Origin of the sequence: Oceanobacillus caeni, from assembly GCF_042678465.1 — a bacterium.
Taxonomy (GTDB): Bacteria; Bacillota; Bacilli; order Bacillales; family Amphibacillaceae; genus Oceanobacillus; species Oceanobacillus caeni.
Genome location: NZ_JBHTKV010000001.1, coordinates 314,280 through 329,641, shown reverse-complemented (window position 1 = coordinate 329,641; position 15,362 = coordinate 314,280). Strand labels below are relative to the sequence as shown.

Annotated in this window: 15 protein-coding genes; all 15 read left to right on the top strand. The window is 37.0% G+C overall.

The genetic code is table 11. The features are described 5' to 3' along the window. The first annotated feature begins 3 nt into the window (after window positions 1–3). A complete protein-coding gene (locus tag ACFQ18_RS01595; protein ID WP_047184877.1) occupies window positions 4–1,989 on the top strand; it encodes an acetoacetate--CoA ligase in 1,986 nt (661 codons plus the stop codon). 55 nt (window positions 1,990–2,044) lie between these two features. Then, entirely contained in the window at window positions 2,045–3,583 is a 1,539-nt protein-coding gene (locus tag ACFQ18_RS01590; RefSeq protein ID WP_204797662.1) for an acyl-CoA carboxylase subunit beta, read from the top strand. Window positions 3,584–3,842: 259 nt separating this feature from the next. After that, complete coding sequence (locus ACFQ18_RS01585) at window positions 3,843–4,823, top strand: NADPH:quinone oxidoreductase family protein (protein ID WP_204797661.1); 981 nt, start codon at window positions 3,843–3,845, stop codon at window positions 4,821–4,823. Between the two features lie 62 nt (window positions 4,824–4,885). Then, window positions 4,886–6,535: a long-chain-fatty-acid--CoA ligase gene (locus ACFQ18_RS01580; protein ID WP_240473196.1), complete on the top strand. Its 1,650-nt coding sequence runs from the start codon at window positions 4,886–4,888 to the stop codon at window positions 6,533–6,535. Window positions 6,536–6,579: 44 nt separating this feature from the next. Further along, window positions 6,580–7,323 carry an SDR family NAD(P)-dependent oxidoreductase gene (locus tag ACFQ18_RS01575; RefSeq protein WP_047184874.1) on the top strand — a complete coding sequence of 248 codons (744 nt, stop codon included), beginning with the start codon at window positions 6,580–6,582 and terminating at the stop codon, window positions 7,321–7,323. A gap of 46 nt (window positions 7,324–7,369) precedes the next feature. Continuing rightward, window positions 7,370–7,807 (top strand): hypothetical protein, encoded by a 438-nt coding sequence (locus ACFQ18_RS01570; protein WP_047184873.1) that lies wholly within the window; start codon window positions 7,370–7,372, stop codon window positions 7,805–7,807. A gap of 21 nt (window positions 7,808–7,828) precedes the next feature. Then, a complete protein-coding gene (locus ACFQ18_RS01565; protein ID WP_047184872.1) occupies window positions 7,829–8,038 on the top strand; it encodes a hypothetical protein in 210 nt (69 codons plus the stop codon). 18 nt (window positions 8,039–8,056) lie between these two features. After that, window positions 8,057–9,256, top strand: a complete 1,200-nt coding sequence (locus ACFQ18_RS01560) for a sodium:solute symporter family protein (protein ID WP_047184871.1) — start codon at window positions 8,057–8,059, stop codon at window positions 9,254–9,256. Between the two features lie 5 nt (window positions 9,257–9,261). Beyond that, entirely contained in the window at window positions 9,262–9,561 is a 300-nt protein-coding gene (locus ACFQ18_RS01555) for a hypothetical protein (RefSeq protein WP_047184870.1), read from the top strand. A 26-nt stretch (window positions 9,562–9,587) separates the two neighbouring features. Continuing rightward, entirely contained in the window at window positions 9,588–10,451 is an 864-nt protein-coding gene (locus tag ACFQ18_RS01550) for a branched-chain amino acid ABC transporter permease (protein WP_047184869.1), read from the top strand. Next, complete coding sequence (locus tag ACFQ18_RS01545; protein WP_047184868.1) at window positions 10,451–11,452, top strand: branched-chain amino acid ABC transporter permease; 1,002 nt, start codon at window positions 10,451–10,453, stop codon at window positions 11,450–11,452. The genes ACFQ18_RS01550 and ACFQ18_RS01545 overlap by 1 nt, the downstream gene beginning before the upstream one ends. Further along, entirely contained in the window at window positions 11,452–12,237 is a 786-nt protein-coding gene (locus ACFQ18_RS01540) for an ABC transporter ATP-binding protein (protein ID WP_047184867.1), read from the top strand. The genes ACFQ18_RS01545 and ACFQ18_RS01540 overlap by 1 nt, the downstream gene beginning before the upstream one ends. After that, complete coding sequence (locus ACFQ18_RS01535) at window positions 12,209–12,928, top strand: ABC transporter ATP-binding protein (RefSeq protein ID WP_047184866.1); 720 nt, start codon at window positions 12,209–12,211, stop codon at window positions 12,926–12,928. The genes ACFQ18_RS01540 and ACFQ18_RS01535 overlap by 29 nt, the downstream gene beginning before the upstream one ends. Window positions 12,929–12,954: 26 nt before the next feature. After that, complete coding sequence (locus ACFQ18_RS01530) at window positions 12,955–13,983, top strand: ABC transporter substrate-binding protein (protein WP_052771683.1); 1,029 nt, start codon at window positions 12,955–12,957, stop codon at window positions 13,981–13,983. 73 nt (window positions 13,984–14,056) lie between these two features. After that, entirely contained in the window at window positions 14,057–15,292 is a 1,236-nt protein-coding gene (locus tag ACFQ18_RS01525; protein ID WP_145542810.1) for an ABC transporter substrate-binding protein, read from the top strand. The last annotated feature ends 70 nt before the right edge of the window (window positions 15,293–15,362 follow it).

The window sequence follows — 15,362 nt, the reverse complement described above, 5'->3', positions numbered from 1 at the left end:
AATATGACTGTTAAAGAAGGAGAATTACTCTGGAGTCCTAGTAATAAGGAAATAGAAGGGGCAGCTATTACGGATTATAAGAAATGGTTGAGGATGAATAAAAATATTACTCTGAAAACATATGAAGATTTATGGAAATGGTCTGTTGATAATATGGAGGAGTTCTGGGAGACAATTTGGGATTACTATCAAGTGAAATCATATACTCCTTATGAATCCGTTTTAAAGAAAGAGATAATGCCAGGGGCCGATTGGTTTTCTGGATCAACTCTTAACTATGCAGAGCATATATTACGAAATGTCAAAAAGGATAAAACAGCCATTTTCTACACATCTGAGAATCAACCTTTATCAGAATTAAGTTGGACTGAATTATTGGATAAGACTGCTTCGATTGCAGCTTATTTAAAATCCATTGGTGTTAAAAAAGGTGACCGTGTTGTTGCATATATGCCGAATATACCTGAAACCATTATAGCGTTCCTTGCTACTGTAAGCATTGGAGCCATTTGGTCCAGCTGTGCTCCGGAATTTGGTGTTGGAAGTACTCTTGGTCGTTTCAAACAAATTGAACCAAAAGTATTATTTACTGTTGATGGATACAGGTATAATGGAAAACCTTTTAACAGAATTGAAACTGTTTCAAAATTAGTTGAAAATTTGCCTAGTGTTGAAAAAGTAGTCGTAGTACCATACTTAAATCAAGATCCTGATATGAGTGGTATAGAACAAAGAACTTTTTGGAAGGAAATAATCGGACTTCCCGCCAAGCTAACGTTTGAGAGAGTACCCTTTGATCACCCACTATGGATTTTATACTCGTCCGGTACAACTGGTTTACCAAAGCCAATTGTTCAAGGGCATGGGGGAATATTACTTTCTCTTTTATCCGTAAATCTGCAATCAAACATAACTTCGAATGATCGATTCTTTTGGTATACAACTACCGGCTGGGTGATGTGGAATAGTGTGGTAGGAGCTATGGTTACAGGCGCATCGGTTGTTTTATATGATGGAAGTCCTTCGTATCCAGATCACGGCGTTCTCTTTAGATTAGCTGAAAAAACAAAAATGACAATCTTTGGAACTAGCCCCAGCCATATCCTAAATTGTATGAAAGTAGGTATAAAACCGGGTGAAACATACGACTTGTCTAATCTGAATACCTTTGCATATACAGGAGCTCCTTTATCACCAGAGGGATTTAAGTGGGTATATGATTATGTAAAAAAGAGGGTGAGGATAGCCCCTATTAGCGGTGGTACAGATATAGCTGCAGGAATAGTGGCTGGAAACTCCCTATCACCAATTCATGCTGGTGAAATTCCTTCTAGATGCTTGGGGGTTTCTGTTTATTCCTATGATGACAACGGAAAGCCGGTCACAGGTGAAATAGGTGAAATGGTCATTACAAAGCCATTCCCTTCCATGCCGCTTTACTTTTGGAATGATCCAGATGATAAAAGATATAAGGAAAGCTATTTCGATTATTTTCCTGGAGTATGGAGACATGGAGACCTATTAAAAATAACGGAACGTGGTAGTGCTGTCATTTATGGAAGGTCGGATGCAACGATTAATCGAATGGGAGTAAGAAGTGGTTCAAGTGAGATTTATAATGCAGTCGAATCTGTACCTGAAGTGCTCGACAGTCTTGTTGTGGACTTAAGTGGATATCTCCATCAAGCTTATATGCCATTATTTGTGGTATTATCCGGAGAAGTTGATTTAACAGACAAGTTGAAGAAAAAAATAAATATGAAAATAAAAGAAGAAGTGTCTCCACGCCACATACCAGATGATATATTTGCTATTAAAGAAGTACCAAGAACATTAACTGGTAAGAAAATGGAGATTCCGGTTCGTAAAATTTTATTAGGTATTTCTGTGGAAAAAGCTGCAAGTGTTGATGCCATGAGTAATCCAGATTCAATTAATTATTTTGTCAGATTTGCTCAATCAGATAAATTAAGGAGTAATAATTCGTGAAGGTGCCTTCCAAGATGCATTGAATCTTACTAGAATTTCTAAAAGGAGATCATATATGGAAAAAGAAATTAAAGAGTTATTAAATAGAAAAGAAATTGCAAAGTTAGGAGGTGGAAAAGAGAAAATAAAACAACAGCATAAGCTTGGCTTTTTTACAGCAAGGGAACGAATTAATAAATTGGTGGACCCAGGCTCTTTTTTAGAGTTAGGTTTACTAGCACATTCTGATCAAGAGGGCATGGAACATAAAAGTGCTGGTGATGGTATTGTAACTGGTCTCGCAAAGGTTAATGGTCGCCCGGTAGTTGTGCAAGCTGCAGATAAAACCGTATTTGCTGGAACAGAAGGAATTGTATATTTCCGAAAGACGAAGGCACTGCATGAATATGCTTTTAAACGAGGATTCCCTTTAATAAATTTAATGGAAGGTGGAGGACTACGCATGCCCGATGGAATGGGTTCTGACGGTATTAGTCAAATGCTATTCCCACAAGTAATGTTACGACATCAGCGAGAAGTTCCTATGGTAACATCCATCTTGGGAGATAGTTTTGGTGGTCCAACATGGCTAGCGGTATCCTCTGATTTTGTAACACAGGTCAAGGGAACAACAATGGCTGTTGCTGGACCAAGGATGTTAGAGGTGGCAACAGGAGAAAAAGTAACAAACGAAGAACTTGGTGGATGGGATGTTCATGCGAAGTATACGGGACAAGTAGATCAGTTTTCGGAAAATGAAGAGGATTCAATTGAAAGTATAAAAAAATTCCTAGACTATATGCCACAACATGCTGGTAAAGAACCAAGATGCAAAGAGACAAATGATGAACCGTATCGAAGTTTAGACAAAGTAGTCGATATCGTTACAACAAATCGTAAACGTGCCTATGACATGAAAAAAGTGATTAAGTTGATTGTAGATAATGAAGATTACTTTGAAATGAAGCCAACATTTGGAAAAGCATTAATTACTGTCTTAGCGAGAATGAATGGTAAAGTTGTCGGTATTGTAGCAAATCAACCTATGCAGTTTGCAGGCGCAGCTGGTCCCAATGAATGTGAAAAAGCAACAGATTTTATTTGTCTATGTGATTCATATAATATTCCGTTAATTTTTTTACATGATATTTCTGGTTTTCGGGTATCTAGTGACGCGGAAAAACTTAAAATGCCTACAAAAATTATGATGTGGAATCAAGCACTAGCACAATCTACTGTACCAAAGATTTCTATTATTATTCGAAAAAGTATTGGTGCAGCATATGGCAATATGTGCGGTCCGACGATGGGAGCCGATTTTGTTGTAGCCTGGCCGACAGCCGAAATTAATTTTACGGGACCAGAGGTTGGCATTAATGTAGTATATGGTCGTCAATTACAAAATACCGAGAATAAAAAAGAAGAACGCTTAGAGTTACTGAAAAACTGGGGATTTGACAGTTCACCATATAAAGCTGCTGGTAAATATTTAATTGATGATGTTATTGATCCAAGAGACACAAGAAAGTTTTTAATTCAGACGTTAGAATATGCATGTGCTAAAAATGGGTCTCTTAGTGAGAGGAAGTTAGCTAATTGGCCAACAGGTTTTTAAAGAAATACTGTAAAAATATATTGAATATTACAAAAACAAATTATATAATGAACCTAGAAACATACTGTACGTTTAGTATTTTACCCACCTAAACGGGAAGTAAGACCCACCTCAAGCTTCTGGGGAAGCAAATAAGCTTGGTGGTAGATAAACTACCCGTAAAGGTCCGATAAGGCATCAGTGGGGGATGAAGGAAAACCCCTACTGATGGAAGTCTTCTTTATATTATTTAAGAATTAAAATGTTAGGAGGAACAGAAATGCGTAGCTGGAAAGTGACTAGATTAGGTGAACCTAGAGATGTATTGGAATTGTTAGAAACGGAACGTCCAGAGGTAAAGGTAGGAGAAGTATTAATAGAAGTTGAAGCGTCATCATTAAACTTTTTTGATATTTTACTTTGTCAAGGGAAATATCAGGAAAAACCTCCCCTTCCATTTACACTAGGGGCAGAAATATCAGGAATTATTTGTGAGGTAGGAGGTAATTCAGAACTTAAAGTAGGACAGCGTGTAATTGCTACACCGCCCCTTCCAAATGGAGGATTATCTGAGTTTGTTAGTGTTTCGGAGGATTCTGTTTATGTTATTCCTGATTCGATATCGGCAAGTGAAGCCGCTGGAATGTTTATCACGTACCAAACGTCCTACTATGCTTTATTTTATCGGGCAAAACTACAAAAGGGAGAAGTCCTTCTCGTCCATGCGGGAGCTGGAGGAGTTGGCTCTGCCGCTATTCAGTTAGGTAAGGCAATAGGAGCAAAAGTTATTGCAACTGCGGGTGGTCCAGAGAAAGTAAAAGTCTGTAAGGATTTGGGAGCAGACGTTGTTATTGACTATACTTCCGAAGACTTTGTTTCTACTGTTAAGAAAGAAACAAATGGTCGAGGTGCAGATGTTATTTATGACCCTGTCGGAGGAGACGTATTTGATCGTTCGCGCAAATGTATTGCCTTTGATGGGCGTATTTTAGTCATTGGTTTCGCTGGTGGACGAATCCCAGATGCCCCAGTCAACCATGCATTAGTTAAAAATTACTCTATCGTTGGTGTTCACTGGGGATTATTCGCTAGAAAATATCCAGAAGAGACTAGGAAAATTCATGATAATATAGTGAACCTATACAATGAAGGAGCTGTCCGCCCATTAATTTATAAAGAATTTCCTTTTGAAAATGTTCCAGATGCTTTAGAAGTACTTGCGGACCGTAAGACTTATGGAAAACTAATCGCCATTCCTTAAGTTTTAAGGTGAGTTACGTAAGCTGTTCCCTTAGAAAGTATATATACGAGGGAGATGAGGTCGTGAATTCAAAAGAAAAAAGATGGTTAGAGTTCTATCCTGAAAATGTAGATCCTAATATGAAAATTAAGGAAAGAACTTTAACGGAATTATTAAATAGTGCAGTTAAAAGATTTAGAAATGAAATTTCCCTTCAATTTGAAAATGAATCCTGGACCTACAAAGAGGCTCAGGAAATATCCGAAAAGTTAGCAAGTAGCCTTTTCGAGCAAGGATTGGAGAAGGGTGACCGATTGTCGATTATGTTACCAAACTGTGCACAGTATGTATTTTCTGTTTTTGGTGTTGTTCGGTTAGGTGGAATAGTTGTTCAAACAAATCCGATGTATGTAGAAAGGGAACTCGAGTACCAATTGAATGATACAGAAGCTGAATTTATGATTTGCCATGACTCGGTTTATGAACGAGTGAAAAGAGTCCAGCCTCAGACCTCTCTAAAAAAAATAATCGTTGTTCAGTTTACCGAAAAAAGAAATATTAAACTGCATGAGAATGATATGTTCTTTGATGATTTTATAAATACATATCATTCTCAAGCTCCACATATAAAAATAAATCCTAAAGAAGATATTGCCTTGCTCCAATATACAGGTGGAACAACAGGGAGATCAAAAGGCGTTATGTTAACCCATCAAAATTTTGTTAATCAAACTGAGCTAGTTAATGAGTTTCTATTAAAAGAATTTAAAAACGATGAAACTGCAAATCGTGTGGTCATAAGTTTTTTACCATTATTCCATATCTTCGGTCTAGCAAGTGTTACAATGACAGGTTATCTATTTGGATATAAACAAATCATCTTACCACGTTTTGAGACAGAGACCGTATTACATGTAATTAAGAAGGAAAAACCAATGTTCTTTTTTGGTGTACCTACTATGTTTATCTCTATGCTTCATTTTCCTAACGTTGAAACGTACGGGTTAGAACATATTAAAGTGTTTTTTTGCGGAAGTTCACCGTTGCCGTTGGAAACCTATACCAAATTTGAAAAATTAATGGGAAAGAATTCATATCTTTCTGATGGATATGGATTATCAGAAATGACTTCTGGTGCCATAAGTAATCCGCATTCCAAAATGAAAATAGGTAGTGTAGGTGTTCCTTTGCCATTAACCGAAGCTAAGGTAGTGGTGGAAACAGATAATGGATTAGAAGAAGCCCCATTTAAAACGAATGGAGAGATTATAGTCAGGGGTCCCCAATTGATGAAAGGGTATTGGAATAATCCGGAGGAAACAGAGGTAGCATTAAAGAATGGTTGGTTGCACACTGGTGACATAGGCTATATGGATGAAGATGGGTACTTTTACATTGTCGATCGCAAAAAGGATATGATCATTGCTGGCGGTTATAATATCTATCCAAGAGAAATTGAGGAAGTAATTTATCAAATTCCACAGGTTAAAGAGGCAATTGTAATTGGTATTCCGGATGAATATAGAGGAGAAACTGTAAAAGCTTATATTACATTAAAAGAAAATAAGTCAATAAAAGAAGAAGAAGTTATTACATTTTGTCGTAAAAATTTAGCAGCTTACAAAGTTCCAAGATTGATAGAATTTCGTGACTATCTTCCAAAGTCAAGTGTAGGAAAACTTTTAAAACGAGAACTTAGGGAGCAAGAATTAAAGAGATTAAAAAACAAATAGAAAATACTAACTGGTTAGTTCATTGATCAGAAAGGATGGATGACATGCGTTTAAAGAATAAGGTAGCAATTATTACTGGTGGTGGAGGGGATATTGGGAGAACTACAGCTGTTCGATTTGCAAAAGAGGGAGCAAAAGTAGTTGTAGCTGATGTCAGGGAAGAAGCGGCTAGGAAGACGGCAGCAATCATTGAGGAAAACGGTGGAGAAGCAGAGCACATTCGTTGTGATATGACGAAAGCTGGGGAAGTTAAGAATATGGTAGATCGAGCAATCGGTGTGTTTGGAAGAATCGATATTTTCTTCAACAATGCTGGGGTCAATAGTGAAGAAAAGAAACTACCAGATGTTTCCATAGAAGAATGGGAAAAGGTAATGGATATAAATATTACGGGTGTCTTTCTCGGAATGAAGTACGTTATTCCGAAAATGGAAGCAGGAAGTTCCATAGTTAATACAGCGAGTATCGCAGGTATTAAGGGGCAAAAACTTGTATCTGCTTATTCTGCATCCAAAAGTGGTGTGATGGCATTAACCAGAACGGCTGCTACAGAATTTGGAAGAAAGAATATACGTGTAAATGCAATAGCTCCAGGGATAACAGATACAAATATGGTTGAGGATTGGAAGAAAACAGATAAGTGGCCGATATTATCGACTGCGAATGCATTAAAACGAATTGGGAAACCGGAAGAAATAGCTAATGCTGTTTTATTCCTTGCATCTGATGAGGCATCCTTTATTACTGGTGAAACTCTGATTATTGATGGCGGAACATTAAACCTTTAAACGAGATGATTCTTTACTGGAGTGTTGAAAGGGGAAATGGATATAGATGTTTAATCGGAAATGGGAAGTATATGCAAATATATCCCAAAAAGAGGCGCTTCAATTGTTTAAGCAAATTATTGGAAAACAAGGAATGGACTATAAAATAGAAAAAGCACCGCCAAATATTATGTACGATCCTAACAATGAACAATTTATTATTAAGACTAAAAATTTTTCCATAAATGTAATCTATGTTTCTAATGATCCAATTACTCGTATCTTTGCTAATTTATTAGGAACGGCTCACAACTTCAAAGGAATTTCATTCTTATCTATAGGGTACAACAAAAGTAACTCTGCGGAACTACCAATCATACTAAGGAAATTTACAGAAATGAGTCCCGAATCACCTTGGAACATTACAGCGTATCCACGGTTTAGGTTTGCAGTTTTACTACAGCTTATTACAAAACAAAAGTGGAAGCGTTTTCTATATAAATAATTTTTTAATTGGAGGTTTCGTATGGGGAAAGATAGTTGGTTTCTAATACCGAAGAAAGACGGAATTTTCTTTATAGGTATTGTAGTATATGTTGTTATGTTTTTCCTCCCTTGGACACATGAAATAAAAATTCTCAATGTATCGCTACTTGCATGGGGAGGAGCACTGCTTTTCTTACTTGCACCAATAACTGGAATCATATTAACGCTTATAGATTCAACCGACAGATAAAATTAGGAGGCTATAACGTTGAAATTTATAGAGGTTACGATAATCATTTTCTATATATTGTTTTGTATCTTGTTGGGTATTTGGGCGCAAAAAAGAATCTCTACCTCTGATTCAGGGGTTGATAATTATTATGCAGCAGGGAGAAATGTTGGAACAGTAGCGAATTCTTTAGCAATCCTTGCTGCATTGGGAAGTGGCGGTTCTTTTATGGCTGGTCCAGGTTCTGTATGGCAGTTGGGAATTCCTTTTTTAACCTGGATGACAGTAGGTTCTATTGTAGGTTTTGCTTTAGCAAGTATTTTAGTTGCAAGACCTCTTCGTAATTCAAGAAAGGTTACTGTACCTGAATTTCTTAATGATAGATATGGTGGGAATAAAATCATTAAAATTGCAGTACCAATTGTAATTATATTAGGGTCAGGGATGTATCTGATGTCTCAGATGAAGGCAGGTGGATTGATTACATCTTATGTTACAGGCTTGTCCTATGAATGGGGATTAGTCGTTATTGCATTAGTCTTTATTTTATACGTGTCGATGGGTGGGATGTTGGCCGTTACATGGACGAATTTACTTCAAGGTTCTCTAATGATCCTCATTACATTAAGTTTGTTTACTGCATGTATTATTCATCTACCAACATCATGGATGGATTTCTTTAAAGAGTCCGCAACCCGGAATCCTACTTTAGGAACAGTGGGTACTACTGTGCCGATAGTAGGGTATTTAGGTGCATTTGTTACATGGGCAACAGCGGTTTGTATAACACCACATTTAGTTATGCGTATCTTTACCTCAACAGATGCCAGGTCTGCAAAATTATCTTTAAACATCAGCATGTTAATCTATGGAATATTGATGTTAGGGTTAACCTTTTTAACTGCTCCTTTTATTGGAACATTTGGGGAAGCAGTATTGCAAAATTATGCATCCGATATGTGGTTGTTATTAATAGCGGAAAGTATGTTTGGTCCAATTATGATGGGAATTATTGCTGCTGGAATTATGGCAGCAGTTATGTCCTCAACGGATTCCCTATTGCTCGCTATAAGTAGTGCAGTTGCATATGACTTGTATAAAGGAGTAATAAATCCTAAGGCAAATCAAAAGAAAACGTTGTTCATGTCTACGGTTGTAACCTGGATAATCGGTATTGTAGTAATGGTTTTAGCATTAAACCCCCCAGAATATTTGGTAGTACTTTATACAGTGCAGTAGGTTTTATGGTTGCAGCGTTATTTAGCCCTATGGTTTTAGGAATTTGGTGGAAACGGGCAAATGTTCAAGGTGCAATAGCTGGAATTTTAGTTGGAGGAAGTAGTTTTATAATTGCCTTTTCCTTTTTTGAGATGCCTTATAACTCTGAAATACTAATTGGTCTTCCATTATCCATTGTATCGATGGTGGTTGTGTCTCTAGTGACAGAGAGTCCATCGGAAGAAATCATAAAGAAAATGGAACAGTACCACTTACACGAAGCAGATGATAGGGGAAGTCAAAAGACTTTAGAAAATGTAACATAATTCGGGATTTTTTTAGGAGGGGGAAAATGGATTTATTTTTTCAGCAGCTATTAAATGGTTTATCTAATGGTAGCGTGTACAGTTTGGTAGCTCTTGGCTTAACCATGGTTTTTGGTATCCTACATGTTCCCAATTTTGCACAAGGTGCCTTTTACATGGTAGGGGCATATGTCACCCTGACCGTAATGACTATATTTGGAATTCCATATTGGATTGCAATGTTTATATCCATGTTAGCTATTGCCTCTCTCGCCGTATTATCGGAACGTATCATTTTCCATCCATTGAGAAAGGCTGAAGCATTACATCAAATGATGGGAGCAATTGGGATTCTGTTATTTCTAGTAGCCTTTGCACAAGTTATTTGGGGACCAAATTATCAACAGATGTCAAGTCCATATGGAAATGCAATAAATTTACTAGGTATTACTGTGACTCAGCAACGTTTGATTGTTATTGTTGCTACAGTGATTATCATGATAATTCTCCATCTATTTTTAACTAGAACGATGATAGGTTCCGCGATTGTCGCAATGGCGCAAAACAGAGAGGGGGCATTTTTAGTTGGAATTAATGCTAATACGGTAGCTATGTTAACCTTCGCAATATCTGGTATATTGGCTGCAGCTGCTGCAACATTAGCCTCTCCAATAAATCTAGTATTTCCGGGTATGGGGGATCTAGTCATTATGAAGGCGTTTGTCATTATCATTATCGGTGGTATGGGAAGTATTCCGGGTGCCATTATAGCAGGCTATATTTTAGGAATTGTTGAAAGTTTTGGTGCCACATATATTTCTGGGGATTATAAAGACATCATAGCTTTTGTGTTGTTAGTAATAATTTTATCTGTAAAACCAACAGGATTATTCCCAGGGAGGGTTAATTAATGGAAAAATTATTATCCAAACGCAATGGTTTAATATTCGTGTTGGTTCTAGCTCTTATCATGCCATTCATCGTACCGAATGAATATATCTTACATGTTCTAGCATTAGTCTGCATTTGGAGTATTAGTGTGTACGGAATAAATATTTTTACAGGATATACTGGAAACTTGTCACTAGCTCATGTTGGTTTCTTTGCAATAGGTGCTTATACACTTGGATTATTGACAGTAAAGGCTGAATGGAATTTTTGGCTTGCATTTTTAGCTGCTGGTGTGTTGTCTATTATCCTTGGATTCTTGGTAGGTCTAATTTCCCTTAGGACAAATGGCCACTTCTTTGCAATTTATACGATGTGTGTAGGATATATTATTTATTTGATTATTGATAAGTGGGATACATTAACAGGAGGAGTAAGGGGACTAATTGGAATACCTGGACCGACTCCGATTGGGCCGATCACTTTTGAAAGTCTAACATCACAATATTATTTATTTCTGTTCTTTCTTATTTTAACTATTTTTATAACGAAAAGAATTGTTCATTCCTTACTGGGGCGTACTTTTATTGCGATTCGAAACAGTGAAGAACTTGCCCAAACGATAGGTATTTCTACAAAGAAAAATCAACTTCTAGCCTTCGTTATTTCCTGTTTCTTTGCAGCTATTGCGGGTGCCTTATATGCATCCTTTGTACGATTTATTGGACCAGAGGTAGGAGCTATATTTTTAGGGTTTGAAATGTTGATTTATCTTGTCATCGGTGGCTTAGGTACGTTATCAGGTCCAATTATAGGTACACTTTTGATTGTATTCCTTACCCAATCACTTCAATTTATGCAAGAATACAAAATGCTCTTATTTGGGCCAATTTTGCTTATTATTGTCATTTTTTATCCAAATGGCATAGTTGGTGCGATAGAAGGTATTAAAAGAAAAATAAGACAGAGAAGGAAAAAGCCTGGTTCCAATGAAGGTTATCCCGATGTGAAGGAGGTTGGCTAATGGTATTAATAGTGGATAATTTATCTAAAACTTTTGGTGGATTACAGGCAGTGGATCAAGTTGACCTTAAGGTGGAAAAGGGGGATATTCATGCAATTATAGGACCTAATGGTGCAGGAAAATCAACATTTTTTAACTTGATTAGCGGTTTTCACCCTCCTACTTCAGGAAAGATTACATTCAATGGTAATGATATTACAAAAATGCCCCCTAATAAAATTGCCAGGTTGGGGATTGCAAGAACATTTCAAACAACGAATTTATTTGAGGATGCAACCGTTCTTGATAATGTCATCATCGGTAATCGTTTAAGAACGAAGTCGGGTCTCTGGGATGCAATTTTGCGGACGAAAAGAGAGATAAGGGAAGAAAAGGAAAGCATGGAAAAGGCATATCAGGCATTAGATTTTGTGGAATTGACGGAATTAGCGAATGAACCAATTGCGAATATTAGTCAGGAACAGAAGAAGCGAGTTGCATTTGCACTTGCACTTGCAACGGATCCAGAGCTTGTATTATTGGATGAACCTGCTGCTGGTGTTAATCCAGATGAAACAGATGGGCTCAGTTCATTAATACAAAAGATGGCAGATAGCGGGCTTACGGTATGCTTAATCGAACACAAAATGTCTATGATTATGTCCTTAGCTAATCGAATAATGGTCTTAAACCAAGGTAAACGAATTGCTGAAGGAACTCCGGATGAGATTAAAAACAATCCTGTTGTTATTGAAGCATATTTAGGGAGTGACGAAGATGAGTCAGTTGAAGTTGAAAATATCTGATTTAGAAGTAAAGTATGGTTCGTTTACTGCACTAAAGCAAATTAATATGGATGTTAGTCATGGTGAATTGGTAGTTCTATTAGGGGCTAATGGTGCAGGGAAAAGTACTATTTTCCGCGCTATTAGTGGTCTAAATAAGTCAAGTAATGGAGAAATTCGCTTTTTGGATCAAAAGGTAAACGGTATATCCCCTGACAAACTTGTCAAGTTAGGAATTGTTCAATGCGCAGAGGGTAGAAAACTATTTCCTGAAATGTCAGTATATGAGAATTTGCAAATGGGTGCATATGTTCATAGAAAAAATAAAACTGAGATTAAGAAGTCAACGGAGCACGTATATGAATTATTCCCGATTTTAGCTGATAAAAAAGACGATGCGGCTGGATCATTAAGTGGTGGTCAACAACAAATGCTTGCCATTGGTAGATCTTTAATGGCGAAACCCAAACTTCTCCTGTTGGATGAACCGTCACTAGGTTTAGCACCACTTATAGTAAAACAGATGTTTGAAATTATTCAGCAAATTAATCAAGAAGGCACTACCATACTTTTAGCAGAGCAAAATGCTAGTGCTGCATTGAAAATTGCAGATAGAGGATATGTCATTGAAAATGGTCGTATCGTTGTGAAGGGTACTAGTAATGAACTATTCAATAATGAAGAAATACGTAAGGCCTATATTGGTGCATAGATTTACTTCCAAAAAGGAGGGTAAAAATGAAGCATATTAATGTATTAAATGGACTGGAAATGGCAGCTGAAGAGATCAATCAAGAGGGTTTTGAGGTGGATGGAAAAACGTATAAAATTGAAATTGTTGCATTGGATGATAAGTATTTACCAAATGAAACCGGTGTGAATGTTCAGCGAATGATCTCAGAAAATGATCCGATAGCGGTGTGGATTCCTCATAGTGGAGGGGTATTTGCAACACAGGTTTTTAATGAACAAGAGGATTTAATCATAATGGCACAGACAAGCGAACCTAGGATGTATGAACAGGGAAATGAACTGATGATTGGCGTTTCCCCACAGTATAATATATGGCCCAAGACATTCAGTAAGTACATGATGGAGAACTTCGGGAATAAAATGGCCCTACTTCCTACCAATTCCCAGTATGGTAAGGATTGGATTAATGTAATTAAGCCGGTTTGGGAAGAAATGGGTGGAGAAATTGTATATGAAGGTGAAATTGATTTTGCCAAGGAAACTGATTATTTTACGGTTATGACAAATGCATTAAATACAAACCCAGATGTTCTATTTGTTGGAGGACCTTCTGAACCAACATCTCTAGTAATTAAACAGGCAAAAGACTTAGGATTTGAAGATGGTTTTATGGTGATGGACCAGGCTAAAATTGAAGAAATGTCGGGATTTCTAGAAGAGGGCTATGATATGTTGAATGGTTCTATTGGTGCCTATCCAATTGAAGAGTATAATACGGAAGCTAGTAATATATTTGTAGAGAAATATAAATCGGTTTATAAAGAAAAGTTTGCGACAGCGGATTCGTCATTAAGTTACCAATCACTATATGTATTAGTTGAATCAATGAAGGCTGCTGGTACAGTTGATAAACCGAAAGAGATTATGGATGCTGTAAATGAAGGAATACCAAATGTTCCAGTGGAGAAAATGGTTATACCGCTAAATGAGATCAATGATGTTGGAAGCCTACAGTGGGAATTTAATGCTGGTGCCGTTAAAGATGGAGAAGTAATTTCTGTACCACTCGAATAATAATCTTTGTCCGTAATATAAATAATTAGTAATAGATTGACAGCTTACTAGAATTTAAAGTAGGGGGAATGAAATGTTCAATATAAAGAAGATTTCCTTATTTGGTTTACTTTTAATTGCTTTGATTTTAGTTGGATGTGTTGATGTCTCAAATAACCAATCAACGGATAATGATGCCGAGAGTACGGAAGCAAGTGAGGTGGAAGTAAAAACACCGAAAGTGAAAGAGGGAGAAAAAGTTGTAGAGATAGGATACAGCGGACCGTTAAGTGGCCCAGGTGCGCAATATGGCTTAAATGTTTTAAATGGATTGGAAATGGCTGCAAATGAAATTAATGAAACCGGTTTTGACGTAGATGGAACCACCTATAAGATTGAAATTGTAGCACTTGACGATAAATATTTACCGAACGAGACAGGTGTCAACGTAAAAAGAATGGTTTCAGAGAATGAACCTGTGGCCGTTTGGATTCCACATAGTGGGGGTGTGTTTGCGACACAGGTATATAATGAACAGGACAATTTTATAATCATGGCGTATACAAGTGAGCCAAGACAATATGAGCAAGGAAATGAATTGATGATTGGCATTCCACCTAAATACAATATTTGGTCTGAACCATATAGTAATTATATGATGGAAAACTTTGGGACTAAGATGGCATTACTTCCAACGAATTCTCAGTATGGGAAAGATTGGTCTGAATCAATTGTTCCAGTTTGGGAAGAAAAAGGTGGAGAAATAATTTACAAGACAGAGATAGACTTCGCGAAGGAAACGGATTATTTTACAATCATGACAAACGCTTTAGCTACAGACCCCGATGTTCTTTTTGTCGGCGGACCATCTGAACCAACTGCGCTTGTAATTAAGCAGGCAAAGGAATTGGGATTTGAAGGTGGCTTTATGATTATGGATCAAGCAAAGCTTGAAGAAATGTCAGGATTCTTGGGAGGATATGAGATGTTAACTGGTTCTATTGGCTCTCTTCCTATAGAAGACTTAAATACGGATGCAAGTACTACTTTTGTTGAGAAATATAAAGAACTTTATAATGAGCCTTATGCGACTTCGGAAACGGCATTAAATTATCAGAGTTTATATGTATTGGTGGGAGCCATGAAGGCAGCAGGTACTGTTGAAGATAGAAAAGCCATTATGAAAGCAGTTAACGAAGGGATTCAGAATCTATCTGAAGAAGAATTGGTTCTTCCTCTTGAAGGGATTGCCGAAGATGGTGCATTACAATGGGAATATGATGCTGGAATCGTAGAAAATGGTGAAGTTGGAACTTATCCCGTTGATTAATATTATTTTATAGTAAAATAAAGGGAAAATTTGAGATTCAGCGAAATATAATAAATGAAGAGGGGTATAA

What these genes read in the sequence shown, in the direction of transcription:
- ACFQ18_RS01595 (WP_047184877.1), top strand. Translation starts at nt 4, where the DNA reads ATGACTGTTAAAGAAGGAGAATTACTCTGGAGTCCTAGTAATAAGGAA.
- ACFQ18_RS01590 (WP_204797662.1), top strand. Translation starts at nt 2,045, where the DNA reads ATGGAAAAAGAAATTAAAGAGTTATTAAATAGAAAAGAAATTGCAAAG.
- ACFQ18_RS01585 (WP_204797661.1), top strand. Translation starts at nt 3,843, where the DNA reads ATGCGTAGCTGGAAAGTGACTAGATTAGGTGAACCTAGAGATGTATTG.
- ACFQ18_RS01575 (WP_047184874.1), top strand. Translation starts at nt 6,580, where the DNA reads ATGCGTTTAAAGAATAAGGTAGCAATTATTACTGGTGGTGGAGGGGAT.
- ACFQ18_RS01570 (WP_047184873.1), top strand. Translation starts at nt 7,370, where the DNA reads ATGTTTAATCGGAAATGGGAAGTATATGCAAATATATCCCAAAAAGAG.
- ACFQ18_RS01565 (WP_047184872.1), top strand. Translation starts at nt 7,829, where the DNA reads ATGGGGAAAGATAGTTGGTTTCTAATACCGAAGAAAGACGGAATTTTC.
- ACFQ18_RS01555 (WP_047184870.1), top strand. Translation starts at nt 9,262, where the DNA reads ATGGTTGCAGCGTTATTTAGCCCTATGGTTTTAGGAATTTGGTGGAAA.
- ACFQ18_RS01550 (WP_047184869.1), top strand. Translation starts at nt 9,588, where the DNA reads ATGGATTTATTTTTTCAGCAGCTATTAAATGGTTTATCTAATGGTAGC.
- ACFQ18_RS01545 (WP_047184868.1), top strand. Translation starts at nt 10,451, where the DNA reads ATGGAAAAATTATTATCCAAACGCAATGGTTTAATATTCGTGTTGGTT.
- ACFQ18_RS01540 (WP_047184867.1), top strand. Translation starts at nt 11,452, where the DNA reads ATGGTATTAATAGTGGATAATTTATCTAAAACTTTTGGTGGATTACAG.
- ACFQ18_RS01535 (WP_047184866.1), top strand. Translation starts at nt 12,209, where the DNA reads ATGAGTCAGTTGAAGTTGAAAATATCTGATTTAGAAGTAAAGTATGGT.
- ACFQ18_RS01530 (WP_052771683.1), top strand. Translation starts at nt 12,955, where the DNA reads ATGAAGCATATTAATGTATTAAATGGACTGGAAATGGCAGCTGAAGAG.
- ACFQ18_RS01525 (WP_145542810.1), top strand. Translation starts at nt 14,057, where the DNA reads ATGTTCAATATAAAGAAGATTTCCTTATTTGGTTTACTTTTAATTGCT.